The following is a 15,506-nucleotide window of genomic DNA, read 5'->3' as shown; positions in this document are numbered from 1 at the left end:
CACGCGGATTCGCCGCGGCCCGCCCAAAGTAGGGCAGAACCGCGGCGAATCTGCGTGCTGGGTGTGACTACCGGCGCCCGCGCCGGGCGGTGGCCTTCTTGGCCGGCGACTTCTTGGCAGCAGACTTGCGGGCCGGAGCCTTGGTTGCAGTCTTGCGCGCCGTCGACTTCGTCGCTTTGCGTGCCGTCGACTTAGTGGCTTTCTTGGCCGGCGTCCGCTTGGTTGCGGCCTTCTTGGCCGGTGTCCGCTTGGTTGCGGCCTTCTTGGCCGGAGCCTTCTTCGCGGCCGTCTTCTTGGCCGGAGCCTTCTTCGCAGCCTTCTTGGCGGTCGACTTGGTCGCCTTCTTGGCCGGTGATTTCTTCGCCGCCTTCTTGGCGCCGCTTGCTACCACACCACGTTTCACGGCAGGTCCTTCCGATGGGAGACGCTGTGCGCCAGAGACAACGGCTTTGAATTGTGCACCGGGGCGGAATGCCGGCACTGATGTCGGCTTGACCTTCACCGTCTCGCCGGTGCGGGGATTACGGGCAACGCGTGCTGCGCGACGCCGCTGTTCGAACACACCGAAGCCGGTAATGGTGACGCTGTCGCCCTTGTGCACCGCACGCACAATGGTGTCGACGACGTTCTCCACGGCGGCGGTAGCCGACCGACGATCTGAGCCCAATTTGTCTGTGAGTACGTCAATGAGCTCTGCTTTGTTCATCCAAACCCTCCGAAGCCAGTGGCCCTTGTTGGACCGACTAGTGGACACGGTAAACCCTGACACCACTGATTTCCAAGAGCCACGCGCAATTTCAGGCGGCAATAACGGACTTTTTTGGAATCCGGTTGCCGCCCTTGGTCGGTGGGGAGCCCGCCAAATGGGCCCGATGTAAGCCCGGAATTCGCGCCTTTCCGGTCGGGTCAGGAAGCCGGAAGAGTACGCGGTTTCCAGGCTTTCCGCGCCTCCTCGAAAGACTCAATCTGATCGAGTTTCTGCAGCGTAAGGCCTATATCGTCGAGTCCTTCGGCCAGTCGCCAGGCCGTGTAGTCGTCAATCGTGAACGGCACCACCACCGTTCCGGCGGCCACATTCCGATCTTGAAGATTGACAGTGATTTCCAACCCCGGATGCTCCTCGATGAGCTTCCAGAGCAGTTCGACATCATCTTGGGCGACTTCGGCCGCTAACAAGCCCGCCTTGCCCGCGTTGCCGCGAAAAATGTCGGCGAAGCGCGATGAGATCACCACCCGGAATCCGTAGTCCATCAGCGCCCACACCGCGTGTTCGCGGGATGATCCGGTTCCGAAATCAGGCCCGGCGACGAGTACTGAACCCCTGTCGAATGGACTGAGATTGAGCACGAATGACGGATCGGTGCGCCAGGCCGCGAACAATCCGTCTTCGAAACCCGTTCGGGTCACGCGCTTCAAATAGACGGCAGGAATGATCTGATCGGTATCGACATTGGACCGCCGCAGCGGAACCCCGATACCGGTGTGGGTACGAAACGCTTCCATGCCCGTTCCTTTCCTGCTACCTCAGTCCAAGTCGGCAGGGGCCGACAGTCTCCCGCGCACGGCGGTGGCGGCGGCGACCACCGGAGACACCAGATGGGTGCGTCCGCCTTTGCCCTGCCGCCCTTCGAAGTTGCGGTTGGAGGTCGCGGCGCACCGCTCCCCTGGCGCAAGTTGATCGGGATTCATCCCGAGACACATCGAGCAGCCGGCCTGCCGCCACTCGGCGCCTGCCGCGGTGAAAACCTCGGCCAGCCCTTCTGCTTCGGCCTGCGCACGCACTCGCATCGACCCCGGAACGACCAGCATCCGCACGCCGTCGGCGATGTGCCGGTCACGCAACACGTCGGCCACCGCACGCAAATCCTCGATGCGGCCGTTGGTACACGACCCGATGAACACCGTGTCGACGGCGATCTCGCGCATCGGGGTCCCGGGCCGAAGATCCATGTAAGCCAATGCCTTCTCGGCGGCCTGACGCTGCGCGTCGTCGGTCATCAACTCGGGGTCGGGCACCGAGGCGGCCAGCGGGACGCCCTGCCCGGGATTGGTGCCCCACGTGACAAATGGACTCAACTCGGCGGCGTCGAGATAGACCTCGGTGTCGAATTCGGCGCCCTCGTCGGTGCGCAGCCCTTCCCAGTAGGCCATCGCGGCATCCCAGTGAGCGCCGGTCGGTGCGTGCGGTCGGTCACGCAGAAACTCATACGTCGTCGCGTCGGGGGCCACCATTCCAGCGCGAGCGCCGGCTTCGATGCTCATGTTGCAAATCGTCATCCGCGCTTCCATCGACAGCGATTCGATGGTGCTGCCGCGGTATTCGATGACGTGGCCCTGGCCGCCGCCGGTGCCGATTTTGGCGATCACCGCCAAGATGATGTCCTTGGCGGTCACCCCCGGCGGCAATTGCCCGTCGATGTTGACCGCCATTGTCTTGAACGGCCGCAGCGCCAGCGTCTGGGTGGCCAGCACGTGTTCGACCTCCGATGTGCCGATACCCATTGCCAAAGCACCGAATGCGCCGTGGGTGGAAGTGTGGCTGTCGCCGCACACAATCGTCATGCCGGGCTGGGTGAGGCCCAGCTGCGGACCGATGATGTGCACGATGCCCTGGTCGATATCGCCCATCGGGTGCAGCCGGATTCCGAACTCGGCGCAATTGCGCTGCAGTGTCTCGACTTGAGTCCGCGATACCGGGTCGGCGATCGGTTTGTCGATGTCGATGGTCGGCACGTTGTGGTCTTCGGTGGCGATCGTCAGGTCGGGTCGGCGCACCGGGCGGCCGGCCAGCCGCAGACCCTCGAAGGCCTGCGGGCTGGTGACCTCGTGCACCAGATGCAAGTCGATGTAGATCAGGTCCGGCTCGGTGCCGCCGCCGGAGACCACGACGTGGTCGTCCCATACCTTCTCGGCCAGGGTGCGCGGGCGGTCCGTCGCTGATGTCGTCATTGCAAAGCCTTCTCGAGTCTTGTTCTCACTATATGAGACGTTAGTATCTCTATGTGAGACATGATAGCGGCATCGGCGTCCTCGACAAAGCCGTGGGCGTGCTGCACACGATCGCGGAATCACCGTGCGGGTTGGCCGAATTGTGTGACCGCACTGGTCTGCCCAGGGCGACCGCGCACCGGTTGGCCGCCGGCCTGGAGGTCCATCGGCTGCTGGTGCGCGACGGCGCGGGCCGGTGGCGGCTCGGGCCGGCGGTTAGCGAACTCGCGGCCGCGGTCAGCGATCCGCTGCTGACGGCCGGCGCAGCGGTGCTGCCGCAACTGCGCGAGATCACCGGCGAAAGCGTGCAGTTGTACCGCCGCGAGGGCATTTGGCGGATCTGCGTTGCCGCGCTGGAACCGCCTGCGGGCCTTCGCGATACCGTCCCGGTCGGGACGCGGCTACCGATGACCGCCGGGTCGGGAGCCAAAGTGCTGCTGGCTTACAGCGATGCCGCCACCCAGCAGGCGGTGTTGCCGGATGCGAAATTCACCGACCGGACACTGGCCGAGGTGCGCCGGCGGGGTTGGGCGCAAAGCGCCGCCGAACGCGAGCCGGGCGTCGCCAGCGTCTCGGCGCCGGTACGTGACGGACGGGGCGCGGTGATCGCCGCCATCTCGGTGTCCGGGCCGATCGACCGGATGGGACGACGGCCAGGCGCCCGGTGGGCGGCCGACCTGCTGGCTGCCGCCGACGCGGTGACTCACCAGCTTTAGCAGTTTCCTCGAGACTGCACCCACCGCGTGATCCGCCGCCGAAACCCGGCGCTGGGCGCAGTTTCGATGCCGTCGTCCCAGTCTCGAATCGCCGACCTGCCACACTGTCAAGCCATGGGTAGCAACCAGCGCGCGCAGATTGTCATGTCCGAAGCCGAGATCGCCGACTTCGTCGCCACGAGTCGTACCGGCACATTGGCCACCGTGGGCCGTGACGGGCAACCGCACCTGACCGCCATGTGGTACGGCGTGGTCGACGGCGAAATCTGGCTGGAGACCAAAGCGAAGTCGCAGAAGGCGCTGAACATGCGGCGTGATTCGCGAGTGAGTTTTCTACTCGAGGACGGCGACACCTACGACACACTGCGTGGAGTGTCTTTCGACGGACATGCCGAGATCGTCGAGGATCCCGAGGCGATCTTCCGGGTGGGCGTCAGCGTGTGGGAGCGCTACACCGGGCCCTACACCGACGAGATGAAACCGGCGGTGGACCAGATGATGAACAAGCGCGTCGCGGTGCGAATCGTCGCCCGGCGCGCCCGCTCCTGGGATCACCGCAAGCTTGGACTGCCGCAGATGCCGGTGGGCGGTTCGACTGCGCCGAGTGTGGTCGCGCCGTAACACCGCAACGGCCGGATAAGTAGCCCCGATGGGATTCGAACCCACGCTACCGCCGTGAGAGGGCGGCGTCCTAGGCCGCTAGACGACGGGGCCAGAACCGATCCGAGCTGTCAGCATAGCTCACAGCGGTATACCCACCTAATTGCTTGGGGTGGACAAACTTTGCTGGGGTACCAGGACTCGAACCTAGAATGGCTGAACCAGAATCAGCTGTGTTGCCAATTACACCATACCCCATTGGCTGCCTATAACTGCTGGTCAGCGCATCATGCGGCGGCTGCAGCCAGCGGTTGTGGGCCGACGTGCAGACTACCAAAGAATTCAGTCGCCATGCTCACGGCTGTGCCCGGGTGCTGGCGGCCCGCAATCGGTGCAGGCTGCGGTCGCGTCCCAGCAGCTCCAGCGACTCGAACAGCGGTGGGCTGATCAACGCCCCGGTGACCGCGACCCGGATCGGGCCGAAGGCCTTGCGCGGTTTGAGCCCCAGACCATCCAGCAGCGCACCTTTGAGGGCAGTTTCGATGCCGACGGTGGTCCATTCCGCCACGTCGTCCAGAGCCGCCGCAGCGGCGTCGAGCACCGGACCGGCATCCGGTCCCAATTCCTTGGCTTGCGCCTTCGGGTCGATTGCATACTCGTCGTCATTCAAAAACTTCAGCAACGCCCAGGCGTCCCCGAGCACGACAATGCGCGTCTGCACCAGTCCGGCCGCCGTCGCGAACGCGCCGTCGTCCAATCCCGTCCGGTACCCGTGCGCCGTGAAGTAGTTGCGCAGCCTGTTGGTGAACTCGTCGGGGGGCAGGAGCCGGATGTGCTCGGCATTGATGGCGTCAGCCTTCTTCTGATCGAACCTGGCCGGATTGGCGTTGACGTCGACGACGTCGAATGCGGCCACCATCTCCTCGAGGCTGAACACGTCGCGGTCGCCGGCGATCGACCAGCCGAGCAGGGCCAGATAATTCAGCAGTCCCTCTGGGATGAATCCGCGGTCTCGGTGCGCGAACAGATTCGACTGCGGGTCGCGTTTGGAAAGCTTGCGAGTCCCCTCGCCTAAAACCGTTGGCAGGTGGGCGAACTCGGGAACACGCTCGGCCACCCCGATGCGAATCAGCGCCTGGTACAGCGCGATCTGCCTCGGGGTGGACGGCAGCAGATCTTCACCACGTAGCACATGGGTGATCTTCATCAGCGCGTCGTCGACGGGATTGACCAAGGTGTACAACGGATCTCCGTTGGCGCGGGTCAACGCGAAGTCAGGTACGACGCCGGCCGCGAAGGTGGTTGGTCCGCGGACCAGATCGTTCCAGCCGAGATCCTCGTCGGGCATCCGCAAGCGCACCACCGGTTGGCGGCCTTCGGCCAGATATGCCGCGCGCTGTTCGGCGGTCAGATCTCGGTCGAAGTTGTCATAGCCCAGCTTGGGACTGCGCCCGGCCGCGAGATGGCGTGCCTCAACCTCCTCTGGCGTCGAGAAGGCCTGGTAGGCCTCGCCAGCAGCCAGTAGTTGCGTCACCACGTCGCGGTAGATCTCGCCACGCAGCGATTGCCGATAGGGGCCGTACTCGCCGCCGACCTCGGGGCCTTCGTCCCAATTCAGGCCCAGCCAGCGCAATGCGTCCAACAGCGCCAGATAGCTTTCCTCGCTGTCCCGCTGGGCGTCAGTGTCTTCCAGACGGAAGACGAAGGTGCCGCCGGTGTGGCGGGCATAGGCCCAATTGAACAGTGCAGTGCGGATCAGCCCGACATGCGGCACGCCCGTCGGCGACGGGCAGAACCGGACCCGCACGTCGCCGGTCATGACTTCCCTTTGCGGGCAACAGGATTGCTCAACGTACCGAGTCCCTCGATCGTGACGGTCACCGTGTCGCCGTCTTCGATGGGCCCAACTCCTTCGGGCGTGCCGGTGAGGATGAGATCGCCTGGCAGCAAGGTCATCACCGCCGAGATCCATTCCACGATCGCGCCGATGTCGTGGATCATCAGCGAGGTGCGGCTCCGTTGTTTGACCTGACCGTTGACCTCCGTGCACAGCTCGAGGTCGGACGGGTCGACGTCGGTGACGATCCACGGACCCACCGGGCAGAACGTGTCGTGACCTTTCGCCCGCGTCCACTGTCCGTCGGACTGCTGTTGATCGCGGGCCGTCACATCGTTGGCGATGGTGTAACCCAGGATGGACTCGGCAGCGCGGTCAGCGGTGACGTCCTTACAAGGCCGACTGATGACTGCGGCCAGCTCGCCTTCGAAATGTATGGGAGATGCGTTGGCGGGCAAGCGAATCGGCACATTGGGCCCGATGATCGCGGTGTTGGGCTTGAGGAAGATCACCGGGTCGGGTGCGGCTGCACCGCCGCCCATCTCGGCGATATGCGCGGCGTAGTTCTTGCCGACGCAGATCACCTTGCTGGCCAGCATCGGGGCCAACAGCCGCACATCGGCCAGGGGCCAGCTGCGACCGGTGAACGTCGGTGTGCCGAACGGGTGCTCGGCAATTTCGCGGGTGGTCATCCCAGCGGGATCTGACGGCTCGCCTTCGATGCTGACGAAGGCGACGCCGTCGGGGCTGGCAATTCGGCCAAGGCGCATTCGTCAGATGCTAGTGACGATGCGGTCACGACGCGCCGGTGCCATGGGCAGACACGGAAGAACCGACTACCTGGAACCATGGAAAAATGGTGACGGCTTCGATCAGTGCGACGCGGCGTTGGTCGTTGCTGGCAATTTCGCTGGTGGCGACATTGTCGGCGACCGTCTTCGTCAACGGCATCGCCTTCTTGATCCCGGCCCTAGACGCCGAACGTGGCATCAACCTGGCCCAAGCTGCGCTGCTTTCGGCGATGCCCAGTTTCGGCATGGTGGTCACGCTGATCGGGTGGGGCTACCTCCTGGACCTGATCGGCGAGCGGATCGTGCTCGGAGTCGGTCTGGCCCTGACCGCGGCGGCCGCGTTCGCCGCGGCGTCGGTACCTCCGTCGATGCTGGTCGAGGCGCCGTGCCTGTTCATCGGCGGCATGGCCGCCGCCAGCGCCAACACCGCCAGCGGCCGGCTGGTGACCGGTTGGTTCCCGCCGGACCAGCGCGGCCTGGCCATGGGTATCCGCCAGACCGCCCAACCACTGGGGATCGCCCTGGCGGCGCTGGTGCTACCCGAGCTGGGCGAACGCGACTTCTCGGTGGCACTGCTGTTCCCGGCGGCGCTGTGCGCGGGCGCGGCGGTGGTCAGCGTGATCGGTGTGCTCGATCCGCCGCGCAAGAAGCGGGCGACGGCCAACGCCGACGAGCTGGCCAACCCATACCGCAGCACGGCGGTGTTGTGGCGGATCCACCTGGCCTCGGCGCTGCTGATGGTGCCGCAGACAGTGGTGCTGACGTTCATGCTGGTCTGGCTGATGCGCGACCACGGTTGGTCCACGGCGTCAGCGGGCGTGTTGGTGAGTGCGTCGCAGCTGCTGGGCGCGCTGGGCCGGATTGCGGTGGGGCGGTGGTCGGATCGGGTCGGCTCCCGGATGCGGCCGATCCGCGTGATAGCGATGATCGCCGCGGCGGTCATGGCGCTGCTGGCGCTCACCGACCATCTGGGTTCCTCACTGGCGGTGCTGGTCATGGTGGCGGCCTCGGTGGTCACCGTGCTCGACAACGGGCTGGCGTTCACCGCGATCCCCGAGGTCGCCGGGCCGTACTGGAGCGGACGCGCGATGGGCGCACAAAACACCAGCCAGCGGCTGACGGCCGGCGCCGGACCGCCGATTTTCGGCGAGGTGATCGACGTCGCCGGCTATCCGCTGGCATTCGCGGTGTGCGCGCTGTTCCCGCTGTTGGCCCTGCCGCTAGTGCCGGTGGGCGCGCGACCGCGCGAGAAGAGCTGACACTACTGTCGGCGCGGTGACTAATTCCGCGGACCTCGACTTGCGCGCTCCGACCGTGGCCGACGGGCCGACGATGTGGCAGATGGCCTCCGACAGCACCACCCTCGACGTCAACCCGCCCTACGCCTACCTGCTGTGGTGCCGGGACTACGCGACCACCTCGGTGATCGCCCACATCGACGGCCGCCCGGCCGGATACCTCACCGGCTACCGCCGGCCCGAGCAACCCGACACCGTGATGGTGTGGCAGATCGCGGTCAGCTCCGCGCACCGGGGCGCCGGAGTCGCCGGGCAGATGCTCGACCATCTCGTGCAGCGCCTGCAGCCCGAAGGCGTCACCAATGTTGAGGCATCCATCACACCGGACAACGTTGCCAGCCAGCGGTTGTTCAGCGCATTCGCTCGTCGTTGGAACGCGCCGCTCGAGCGTGAGGAGCTGTTCGGCTCAGAGCTATTTCCGATCGATCATGCCTCTGAACAGCTGTTTCGCATCGGTCCGCTGCGGGTACCCCAGCACGGCTGAGCCGAGCAGACCCGCCGACGGAGGAGCTTGAGACCGGCTGTGGGTTCTCGGTAAGGTTGCTGATTGCGCGACGTGAAGCCCCCGGCAGACCGAGTCGGGGCGTCCGAGCGGGGTGGTAAGCCGAAAAAGATCGACGACTGGCAACGGAGCTCAGTCGTCTTCGCTTTTACCGACGTCGAAGACGAACCGGGACCCCGCTGCCGTACCGTCGCCGTGCGGATTCGGCTTTATCGCTCTCGCTCCGTCGTGTTGCACAAGCGGACGGAAGGTTAAACCACATTGTCCATTTTTGAGGCACTTGAATCCGAGGTGCGCAGTTATTGCCGCTCGTGGCCCGTGGTCTTCGACCGGGCATCCGGCAGTCACATGTGGGACACCGAGGGACGGAAATATCTGGACTTCTTCGCCGGTGCCGGCGCGCTCAACTACGGGCACAACCACCCTGACCTCAAAGCGGCTCTACTGGAATACCTGACCGCCGACCGGGTGGTGCACAGCCTGGACATGAACACCGTGGCCAAAGCCCGCTTCCTGGAACGTTTCGACGAGGTGATCCTGCGGCCCCGCGGGCTGGACTACAAGGTGCAGTTCCCCGGTCCCACCGGAGCCAACTCGGTGGAATCGGCGCTGAAACTGGCCCGCAAAATCACCGGCCGGGAGAGCGTGATCAGCTTCACCAACGCCTTTCACGGCATGACCCTGGGCGCGCTGAGCGTGACCGGCAACTCGATGAAGCGAGGCGGGGCCGGCATTCCTCTGGTGCATGCCACCCCGATGCCCTACGACCACTACCTCGACGACACCACGCCGGATTTCATGTGGTTCGAGCGACTGCTGGAGGACAACGGCAGTGGGCTGAACCAGCCGGCTGCGGTGATCGTCGAGACCGTCCAGGGCGAGGGCGGCATCAACGTCGCGCGGCTGCAGTGGTTGCGCGGGCTGGCCGAGCTGTGCCGTCGCCATGAGCTGCTGCTGATCGTCGACGACGTGCAGATGGGCTGCGGGCGCACCGGGCCGTTCTTCAGCTTTGAGGCGGCCGGCATCGTGCCCGACATCGTGTGCCTGTCCAAGTCGATCAGCGGCTACGGGCTGCCGATGGCGCTCACCTTGTTCAAGCCCGAACTCGACCAGTGGGAGCCCGGTGAACACAACGGCACCTTCCGCGGTCACAACCCCGCGTTTGTCACCGCCACCGCTGCACTGGACTTCTGGACCGACGACCAGCTCAGCAAAAACGTGTTACGCAAGGGCGAGCAGATCGAACGCACGCTGAGCGACGTCGTCGCCCCCGTCGACGGCGTCCAGGTCCGCGGACGCGGTCTGGTGCAGGGTCTGGCGTTTGATCAGCCCGAGCTGGCCGGCGCGGTGTGCCGCGCGGCCTTCGAGCGCGGAATGCTGCTCGAGACGTCCGGCGCGCAGAGCGAGGTGGTCAAGATGATGCCGCCGCTAGTGATCGAGGACGCCGAGATCGAGGAGGGCCTGACGATCCTGTCCGAGTCGATCAAGGCCGCCACGGCGCGACCACTGGCCGGGGTCGGCGCGAACGGAAAGGGCGACCGATGATCGTCCGTACCCTGTCCGAGATCAAGGGCACCGACCGCGACGTTCAGGCGAAAACCTGGAACAGCCAGCGGCTGTTGTTGGCCCGTGACGGGCAGTCGTTCTCGATGCACGAGACCGTGCTGTACGCCGGTACCGAAACCAGCATGTGGTACGCGAACCATGTGGAAGCGGTGTATTGCGTTGGCGGCGAAGGCGAATTGGTCAACGACGAGACCGGAGACGTGCACCCGCTGCGCGACGGGACCCTGTATCTCCTCGACGGCCACGAGCATCATCGGGTGCGGGCCCACTCCGACCTGCGCATGGTGTGTGTGTTCACCCCGCCGGTCACCGGCCGGGAGGTGCATGACGAGCACGGGGCGTATCCGCTGATCGTGGAAGAGAGGGAGGCGACTGCGTGACCGCGACAGTGATCGATCGCCACGACCGCTACCCGACCCGCAGCAACGTCAAGATCGGGATCGAACCACGGCACGACCCTGTGGTGTGGGCTCCCGATCGTGTCAGCGGCCCACTCGAGGGGCCGGTGCTCGACCGTTTCGACGCGGACGGGTTCCTCAGCGTGGACAACCTGCTCGACCCCGACGTCGTCGCCGACCTACGGGCCGAGCTGGACACCCTGCGAACCGATCCGATCTTGGCCGACGACGAGCGCTCGGTGCTCGAGCCCGACAGCCGCGAGATCAGGTCGATCTTCGAAGTCCACAAGGTGAGCCCGGCGTTCGCCGCACTGATCGCCGATCCGCGGCTGGTCGGGCCGGCCCGCCAACTGCTCGGCTCGGATGTATACGTGCACCAGAGCCGGATCAACTTCAAGCCCGGTTTCAACGGCCAGGAGTTCTTCTGGCATTCGGACTTTGAGACCTGGCACGCCGAGGACGGCATGCCCGCCCCGCGCGCGGTCAGCGTGTCGGTGGCGCTGACCGAGAACCTCGACTACAACGGCTCGCTGATGATCATGCCCGGCTCGCACAAGTGGTTCGTGTCCTGCCCGGGCGAGACACCGCCCGACCACTACCGCTCGTCGCTGCGGCGCCAGGAGATTGGCACCCCCGACGACGCCAGCCTCACCTGGCTGGCCGCCGAGCGGGGTATCCGCCAGTTCACCGGTCCGGCGGGTTCGGCGGTGTTCTTCGACAGCAACTGCATGCACGGATCGAACAGCAACATCACGCCCTATCCCCGATCGAACGTGTTCATCGTCTACAACAGCGTGGAGAACACGCTGGTCGAACCGTTCGGCGCTGCCGCTCCTCGACCCAGTTTCATCGCCAGTCGCAGCTTCCATCCGCTCTGATCTCCGGTGTTTCGCCAACCGCGCGCCGCGAAGGCGTGTGGAACGATGGATTGAATGGCGACGGACTCGATCGGTACCGGAGCGCGCTGGTCGATGGTGGCCATCTCGCTGGCCGTCACGGCAAGCGCCTTCATCTTCATCAACGGCGTCGCGTTTCTGATTCCGGCATTGGAAAACGACCGCGGCACGCCGCTGGCGCAGGCCGGTCTGCTGTCGTCGATGCCAAGCTTCGGCATGGTGGTGACCCTGATCGCCTGGGGGTACCTGCTCGACCGGATCGGCGAGCGGATCGTGCTCACGGTCGGGTCGGTGCTGACCGCGGCGGCCGCCTACGCCGCGACGACGGTGCATTCCATGATGGCGATCGGCGCGTTCCTGTTCGTCGGGGGCATGGCGGCCGCCAGCTGCAACGCGGCCGGCGGACGGCTGGTCTCCGGCTGGTTTCCCCCGCATCAGCGGGGGCTGGCGATGGGGATCCGCCAGACCGCGCAACCGTTGGGAATCGCGTTGGGCGCGTTGGTAATTCCCGAGCTGGCCGAGCACGGGCCGATGGCCGGGCTGACGTTTCCGGCGCTGATGTGCACCGTGTCGGCGGTGGCAAGCGCGATTGGTGTAATCGACCCGCCGCGTAAGCCGCGCACAGCGGCCAGCGAGGAAGAACTGGCCAATCCGTACCGCGGGCCGCAGGTGCTGCGCCGAATCCACGCGTCGTCGGCGCTGCTGATGATGCCGCAGACGGTGACCGTGACCTTCATGCTGGTGTGGTTGATCAACAACCACGGCTGGTCGATCGCGTCGGCCGGGACGCTGGTCACGGTGTCGCAGCTACTCGGCGCGGTGGGCCGCGTCCTGGTCGGGCGGTGGTCGGATCGCGTCGGATCCCGGTTGCGGCCGGTGCGCATGATCGCGATCGCCGGCGGCCTGGCGCTGGTGTCGCTGGCCATCGCCGATCATCTGAAGTCGGCATATGCCGTGCCGCTGATGGTGGCCGCGTCGGTGATCGCGGTGCTCGACAACGGGCTGGAATCCACCGCGATCACCGAGTACGCCGGACCGTATTGGAGCGGACGTGCGCTGGGACTGCAGAACACCTATCAGCGACTGATGGCAGCCGGCGGCCCGCCGGTGTTCGGCGCGCTGATCGTCGCCAGCGGCTATCCGGCGGCGTTTTTGGTGTGCGGGTTGTTTCCGTTGGTCGCGACGCCGCTGGTGCCGGCCTCGGTGCGGCCGCCCGAGTGGGAAGCTAAAGCTCAGCAGCGATCCGGTCGCCAACCTGACGGGTCGAAAACCGCTGCGTCCCACGAGTCTCCAGATGAGTCGCCACTGCCCGGTCCACTCGCGCAGCAGCGGCGTCTTCGCCGACGTGGGACAACAGCAGCGCCACCGACATAATCGCCGCGGTCGGGTCTGCGACGCCCTGCCCTGCGATATCGGGTGCGCTGCCGTGCACCGGCTCGAACATCGACGGATTGGTCCTGGTGGCGTCGATGTTGCCGCTAGCCGCCAACCCGATACCGCCGCACACCGCGGCGGCCAGGTCCGTGACGATGTCGCCGAACAGGTTGTCGGTGACGACCACGTCGAACCGGCCGGGGTCGGTGACCATGTAGATGGTGGCGGCGTCGGTGTGGCAGTAGGCGATCTCGACGTCGGGGTACTCCTCGGCCCTGAGTTGCTGCACCGTGCGCCACCACAGGTCACCGGCGAACGTAATCACATTCGTCTTGTGCAGCAGGGTCAGGTGTTTGCGCCGCCGCTGGGCGCGTTCGAACGCATCTCGCACCACCCGACGCACCCCGTAGGCGGTGTTGACGCTGACCTCGGTGGCGATCTCCTGCGCAGTGCCGCGCCGGATGATGCCGCCGTTGCCGGCGTAGGGGCCCTCGGTGCCCTCCCGCACCACCACGAAGTCGATTTTCGGCTCTCCGGCCAGGGGGCTGGTGACTCCCGGATACAAGCGGGCCGGGCGCAGGTTGACGAAGTGGTCGAGTTCGAAGCGCAGGCGCAACAGCAGGCCACGCTCGAGGACGCCGCTGGGCACCGACGGATCACCGACTGCGCCGAGCAGGATCGCGTCGTGCGCACGCAGCTCGCTGAGCACCGCGTCGGGCAGCACTTCCCCGCTGGCGTGAAAGCGCCGAGCGCCCAAGTCGTAGTTCGTCGTCTCCACACCCGGCAGCACCGCGTCGAGGACCTTGACCGCTTCGGCCACCACCTCCGGGCCGATACCGTCACCGCCGATAATCGCCAACTTCATTTGGCGCCGCTCCTCCTCATCGCTTCGCCGTCGCGCGTCACGACAGGTCCACCACCTCGAGTTTGTTGGCCTCGACGGCCGCGCCGATCGCCGACCGGACATCCTCGGGCACCTCGCGGTCCAGCCGCAACAGGATCGTCGCGCCCGGACCTTCGGCGTCCTCGGACAGTTGCGCGGCATGGATGTTGACGCCGGCCGCGCCGAGCAGCGTGCCGATCTTGCCCAGCGCCCCGGGCTGGTCGACATAGTTGATCACCAGGTTGGTGCCCTGGGCCCGCAGGTCGAAGTTGCGCTCGTTGATCTGCACGATCTTCTCGACCTGCTGCGGCCCGGACAACGTGCCGGCCACATTGACGACCGAGCCATCGGAGGCCACCGCGCGCACGTCGACGACACTGCGATGGTTGGGGCTTTCGGTGGCGGTGCTGATGTCGGCGGCAACCCCGCGCTCGGCGGCCAGCGCCGGCGCGTTGACGAATGTCACCGGGTCCTCGATCACCGCCGAGAACAGACCGCGCAGCGCCGAAAGTCGCAGCACCTCAACATCTTCGGCGGCCAGCTCGCCGCGCACCTGTACCGACAACGTCGCGGGGAGCTCGTCGGACAGCGCGCCCGCCAGTACCCCGAGCTTGCGGACCAGGTCCAGCCACGGCGCAACTTCCTCGTTGACCACCCCGGCGCCGACGTTGACCGCGTCGGGGACGAACTCGCCGGCCAGTGCCAGCTTCACGCTCGCCGCCACGTCGGTGCCGGCCCGGTCTTGGGCTTCGGCGGTCGAAGCACCCAGATGGGGAGTCACCACGACTTGCGGCAAGTCGAACAGTGGGCTGTCCGTGCACGGCTCGGTGGCGAATACGTCGATACCCGCAGCGCGGACATGCCCGCTGGACACCGCCTCGGCCAACGCGGCCTCGTCGACCAGCCCGCCGCGCGCGGCGTTGACGATGATGACACCCGGCTTGGTCTTGGCCAGTGCCTCCTTGCCGATCAGGCCCGCCGTCTCGGGTGTCTTGGGCAGATGCACCGAGATGAAGTCAGCGCGGCCCAGCAGCTCGTCGAGGGCCAACAGCTCGATACCCAGCTGCGCGGCCCGCGCCGGCGACACGTACGGGTCGTAGGCGACGACGTGGGCGCCGAACGCCGCCAGCCGCTGCGCGACCAGCTGCCCGATGCGCCCCAGGCCGACCACGCCGACGGTGTGGCCAAAGATCTCCGTGCCGGAGAACGACGAGCGCTTCCACTCGTGCGCGTGCAGCGACGCGTCGGCCACGGTGATCTGCCGCGCTGCGGCCAGGAGCAGCGCGATCGCATGCTCTGCGGCGCTGTGGATGTTCGATGTCGGCGCGTTGACCACCAGTACGCCGCGGGCGGTGGCGGCCTCGACGTCGACGTTGTCCAACCCGACACCGGCGCGGGCGACGATCTTGAGCTTGGGGGCGGCGGCCAGCACTTCGGCGTCGACGGTGGTGGCGGAGCGCACCAGCAACGCGTCGGCGTCCGGTACCGCAGCCAACAGTTTCTCGCGATCCGGGCCGTCGACCCAGCGCACTTCAACCTGGTCACCGAGGGCGGCGACGGTGGATTCAGAAAGTTTGTCAGCGATCAAAACAACGGGCAGGCTCACCCGGCCAGCGTAGCGGCGACCGTCAGCGCGGCGGAGCCGGGCGCAACGGGT

14 protein-coding genes, 2 tRNA genes and 1 pseudogene are annotated in these 15,506 nt (G+C 66.3%); 8 read left to right on the top strand and 9 right to left on the bottom strand.

The features are described from left to right. Window positions 1–67 precede the first annotated feature (67 nt). The 3 genes from A5707_RS09895 to leuC all read right to left on the bottom strand — a co-directional run bounded on the left by A5707_RS09895 (window position 68) and on the right by leuC (window position 2,949). Complete coding sequence (locus A5707_RS09895) at window positions 68–706, bottom strand: HU family DNA-binding protein (protein WP_065014316.1); 639 nt, start codon at window positions 704–706, stop codon at window positions 68–70. Between the two features lie 200 nt (window positions 707–906). Beyond that, window positions 907–1,503 (bottom strand): 3-isopropylmalate dehydratase small subunit, encoded by a 597-nt coding sequence (gene leuD, locus A5707_RS09890; RefSeq protein WP_065014315.1) that lies wholly within the window; start codon window positions 1,501–1,503, stop codon window positions 907–909. 21 nt (window positions 1,504–1,524) lie between these two features. After that, window positions 1,525–2,949: a 3-isopropylmalate dehydratase large subunit gene (gene leuC / locus A5707_RS09885; protein ID WP_065014314.1), complete on the bottom strand. Its 1,425-nt coding sequence runs from the start codon at window positions 2,947–2,949 to the stop codon at window positions 1,525–1,527. A gap of 53 nt (window positions 2,950–3,002) precedes the next feature. On the opposite strand from leuC, the gene A5707_RS09880 reads away from it, so the two are divergent. Further along, window positions 3,003–3,704, top strand: a complete 702-nt coding sequence (locus tag A5707_RS09880; RefSeq protein WP_065014313.1) for an IclR family transcriptional regulator — start codon at window positions 3,003–3,005, stop codon at window positions 3,702–3,704. A gap of 114 nt (window positions 3,705–3,818) precedes the next feature. After that, window positions 3,819–4,325, top strand: a complete 507-nt coding sequence (locus A5707_RS09875; RefSeq protein WP_065014312.1) for a pyridoxamine 5'-phosphate oxidase family protein — start codon at window positions 3,819–3,821, stop codon at window positions 4,323–4,325. 20 nt (window positions 4,326–4,345) lie between these two features. Here A5707_RS09875 and A5707_RS09870 read toward each other — a convergent pair. The 4 genes from A5707_RS09870 to A5707_RS09855 form a co-directional block, all read right to left on the bottom strand. Next, window positions 4,346–4,418, bottom strand: a tRNA-Glu gene (locus tag A5707_RS09870). 72 nt (window positions 4,419–4,490) lie between these two features. Beyond that, window positions 4,491–4,562, bottom strand: a tRNA-Gln gene (locus A5707_RS09865). A gap of 97 nt (window positions 4,563–4,659) precedes the next feature. Next, window positions 4,660–6,123 (bottom strand): glutamate--tRNA ligase, encoded by a 1,464-nt coding sequence (gene gltX, locus A5707_RS09860; RefSeq protein WP_065014311.1) that lies wholly within the window; start codon window positions 6,121–6,123, stop codon window positions 4,660–4,662. After that, window positions 6,120–6,911: a fumarylacetoacetate hydrolase family protein gene (locus A5707_RS09855; RefSeq protein WP_065014310.1), complete on the bottom strand. Its 792-nt coding sequence runs from the start codon at window positions 6,909–6,911 to the stop codon at window positions 6,120–6,122. Before A5707_RS09855 ends, gltX begins: the two co-directional genes overlap by 4 nt. Window positions 6,912–6,997: 86 nt before the next feature. Here A5707_RS09855 and A5707_RS09850 point away from each other — a divergent pair, with 86 nt between their 5' ends. From A5707_RS09850 to A5707_RS09825, 6 genes and pseudogenes are all read left to right on the top strand, one after another. Further along, window positions 6,998–8,191 carry an MFS transporter gene (locus A5707_RS09850; RefSeq protein WP_065014309.1) on the top strand — a complete coding sequence of 398 codons (1,194 nt, stop codon included), beginning with the start codon at window positions 6,998–7,000 and terminating at the stop codon, window positions 8,189–8,191. A gap of 16 nt (window positions 8,192–8,207) precedes the next feature. After that, window positions 8,208–8,714: a diaminobutyrate acetyltransferase gene (ectA, locus tag A5707_RS09845; RefSeq protein ID WP_082969370.1), complete on the top strand. Its 507-nt coding sequence runs from the start codon at window positions 8,208–8,210 to the stop codon at window positions 8,712–8,714. A gap of 279 nt (window positions 8,715–8,993) precedes the next feature. After that, window positions 8,994–10,277, top strand: coding sequence for a diaminobutyrate--2-oxoglutarate transaminase (gene ectB, locus A5707_RS09840; protein WP_065014308.1), 1,284 nt, complete (start codon window positions 8,994–8,996; stop codon window positions 10,275–10,277). Then, the gene (locus A5707_RS09835; RefSeq protein ID WP_065014307.1) at window positions 10,274–10,678 is read left to right on the top strand and encodes an ectoine synthase; all 405 of its coding nucleotides are present in this window, start codon (window positions 10,274–10,276) and stop codon (window positions 10,676–10,678) included. Before ectB ends, A5707_RS09835 begins: the two co-directional genes overlap by 4 nt. Beyond that, complete coding sequence (gene thpD, locus A5707_RS09830) at window positions 10,675–11,574, top strand: ectoine hydroxylase (RefSeq protein ID WP_065014306.1); 900 nt, start codon at window positions 10,675–10,677, stop codon at window positions 11,572–11,574. Before A5707_RS09835 ends, thpD begins: the two co-directional genes overlap by 4 nt. Window positions 11,575–11,628: 54 nt before the next feature. Beyond that, a pseudogene (locus tag A5707_RS09825) lies at window positions 11,629–12,636 on the top strand (MFS transporter); the annotation flags it as partial. 181 nt (window positions 12,637–12,817) lie between these two features. On the opposite strand, the gene A5707_RS09820 reads toward A5707_RS09825, so the two are convergent. Both A5707_RS09820 and serA read right to left on the bottom strand, forming a co-directional pair. Beyond that, window positions 12,818–13,831: a 3-isopropylmalate dehydrogenase gene (locus A5707_RS09820; RefSeq protein WP_065014305.1), complete on the bottom strand. Its 1,014-nt coding sequence runs from the start codon at window positions 13,829–13,831 to the stop codon at window positions 12,818–12,820. Between the two features lie 37 nt (window positions 13,832–13,868). Then, window positions 13,869–15,455: a phosphoglycerate dehydrogenase gene (gene serA, locus A5707_RS09815; RefSeq protein WP_065014344.1), complete on the bottom strand. Its 1,587-nt coding sequence runs from the start codon at window positions 15,453–15,455 to the stop codon at window positions 13,869–13,871. Window positions 15,456–15,506 lie beyond the last annotated feature (51 nt).

Origin of the sequence: Mycobacterium kyorinense (assembly GCF_001672775.1) — a bacterium.
GTDB classification, from domain to species: domain Bacteria; phylum Actinomycetota; class Actinomycetes; order Mycobacteriales; family Mycobacteriaceae; genus Mycobacterium; species Mycobacterium kyorinense_A.
The sequence above is the reverse complement of the archived record's forward strand: the minus strand, read 5'-3'. Positions and strand labels throughout refer to the sequence as shown.

Excerpts from the sequence above, each read along its gene's own strand:
- A5707_RS09895 (WP_065014316.1), bottom strand. The coding sequence starts at position 706 with ATGAACAAAGCAGAGCTCATTGACGTACTCACAGACAAATTGGGCTCA.
- leuD (WP_065014315.1), bottom strand. The coding sequence starts at position 1,503 with ATGGAAGCGTTTCGTACCCACACCGGTATCGGGGTTCCGCTGCGGCGG.
- leuC (WP_065014314.1), bottom strand. The coding sequence starts at position 2,949 with ATGACGACATCAGCGACGGACCGCCCGCGCACCCTGGCCGAGAAGGTA.
- A5707_RS09875 (WP_065014312.1), top strand. The coding sequence starts at position 3,819 with ATGGGTAGCAACCAGCGCGCGCAGATTGTCATGTCCGAAGCCGAGATC.
- gltX (WP_065014311.1), bottom strand. The coding sequence starts at position 6,123 with ATGACCGGCGACGTGCGGGTCCGGTTCTGCCCGTCGCCGACGGGCGTG.
- A5707_RS09855 (WP_065014310.1), bottom strand. The coding sequence starts at position 6,911 with ATGCGCCTTGGCCGAATTGCCAGCCCCGACGGCGTCGCCTTCGTCAGC.
- A5707_RS09850 (WP_065014309.1), top strand. The coding sequence starts at position 6,998 with ATGGTGACGGCTTCGATCAGTGCGACGCGGCGTTGGTCGTTGCTGGCA.
- A5707_RS09835 (WP_065014307.1), top strand. The coding sequence starts at position 10,274 with ATGATCGTCCGTACCCTGTCCGAGATCAAGGGCACCGACCGCGACGTT.
- A5707_RS09820 (WP_065014305.1), bottom strand. The coding sequence starts at position 13,831 with ATGAAGTTGGCGATTATCGGCGGTGACGGTATCGGCCCGGAGGTGGTG.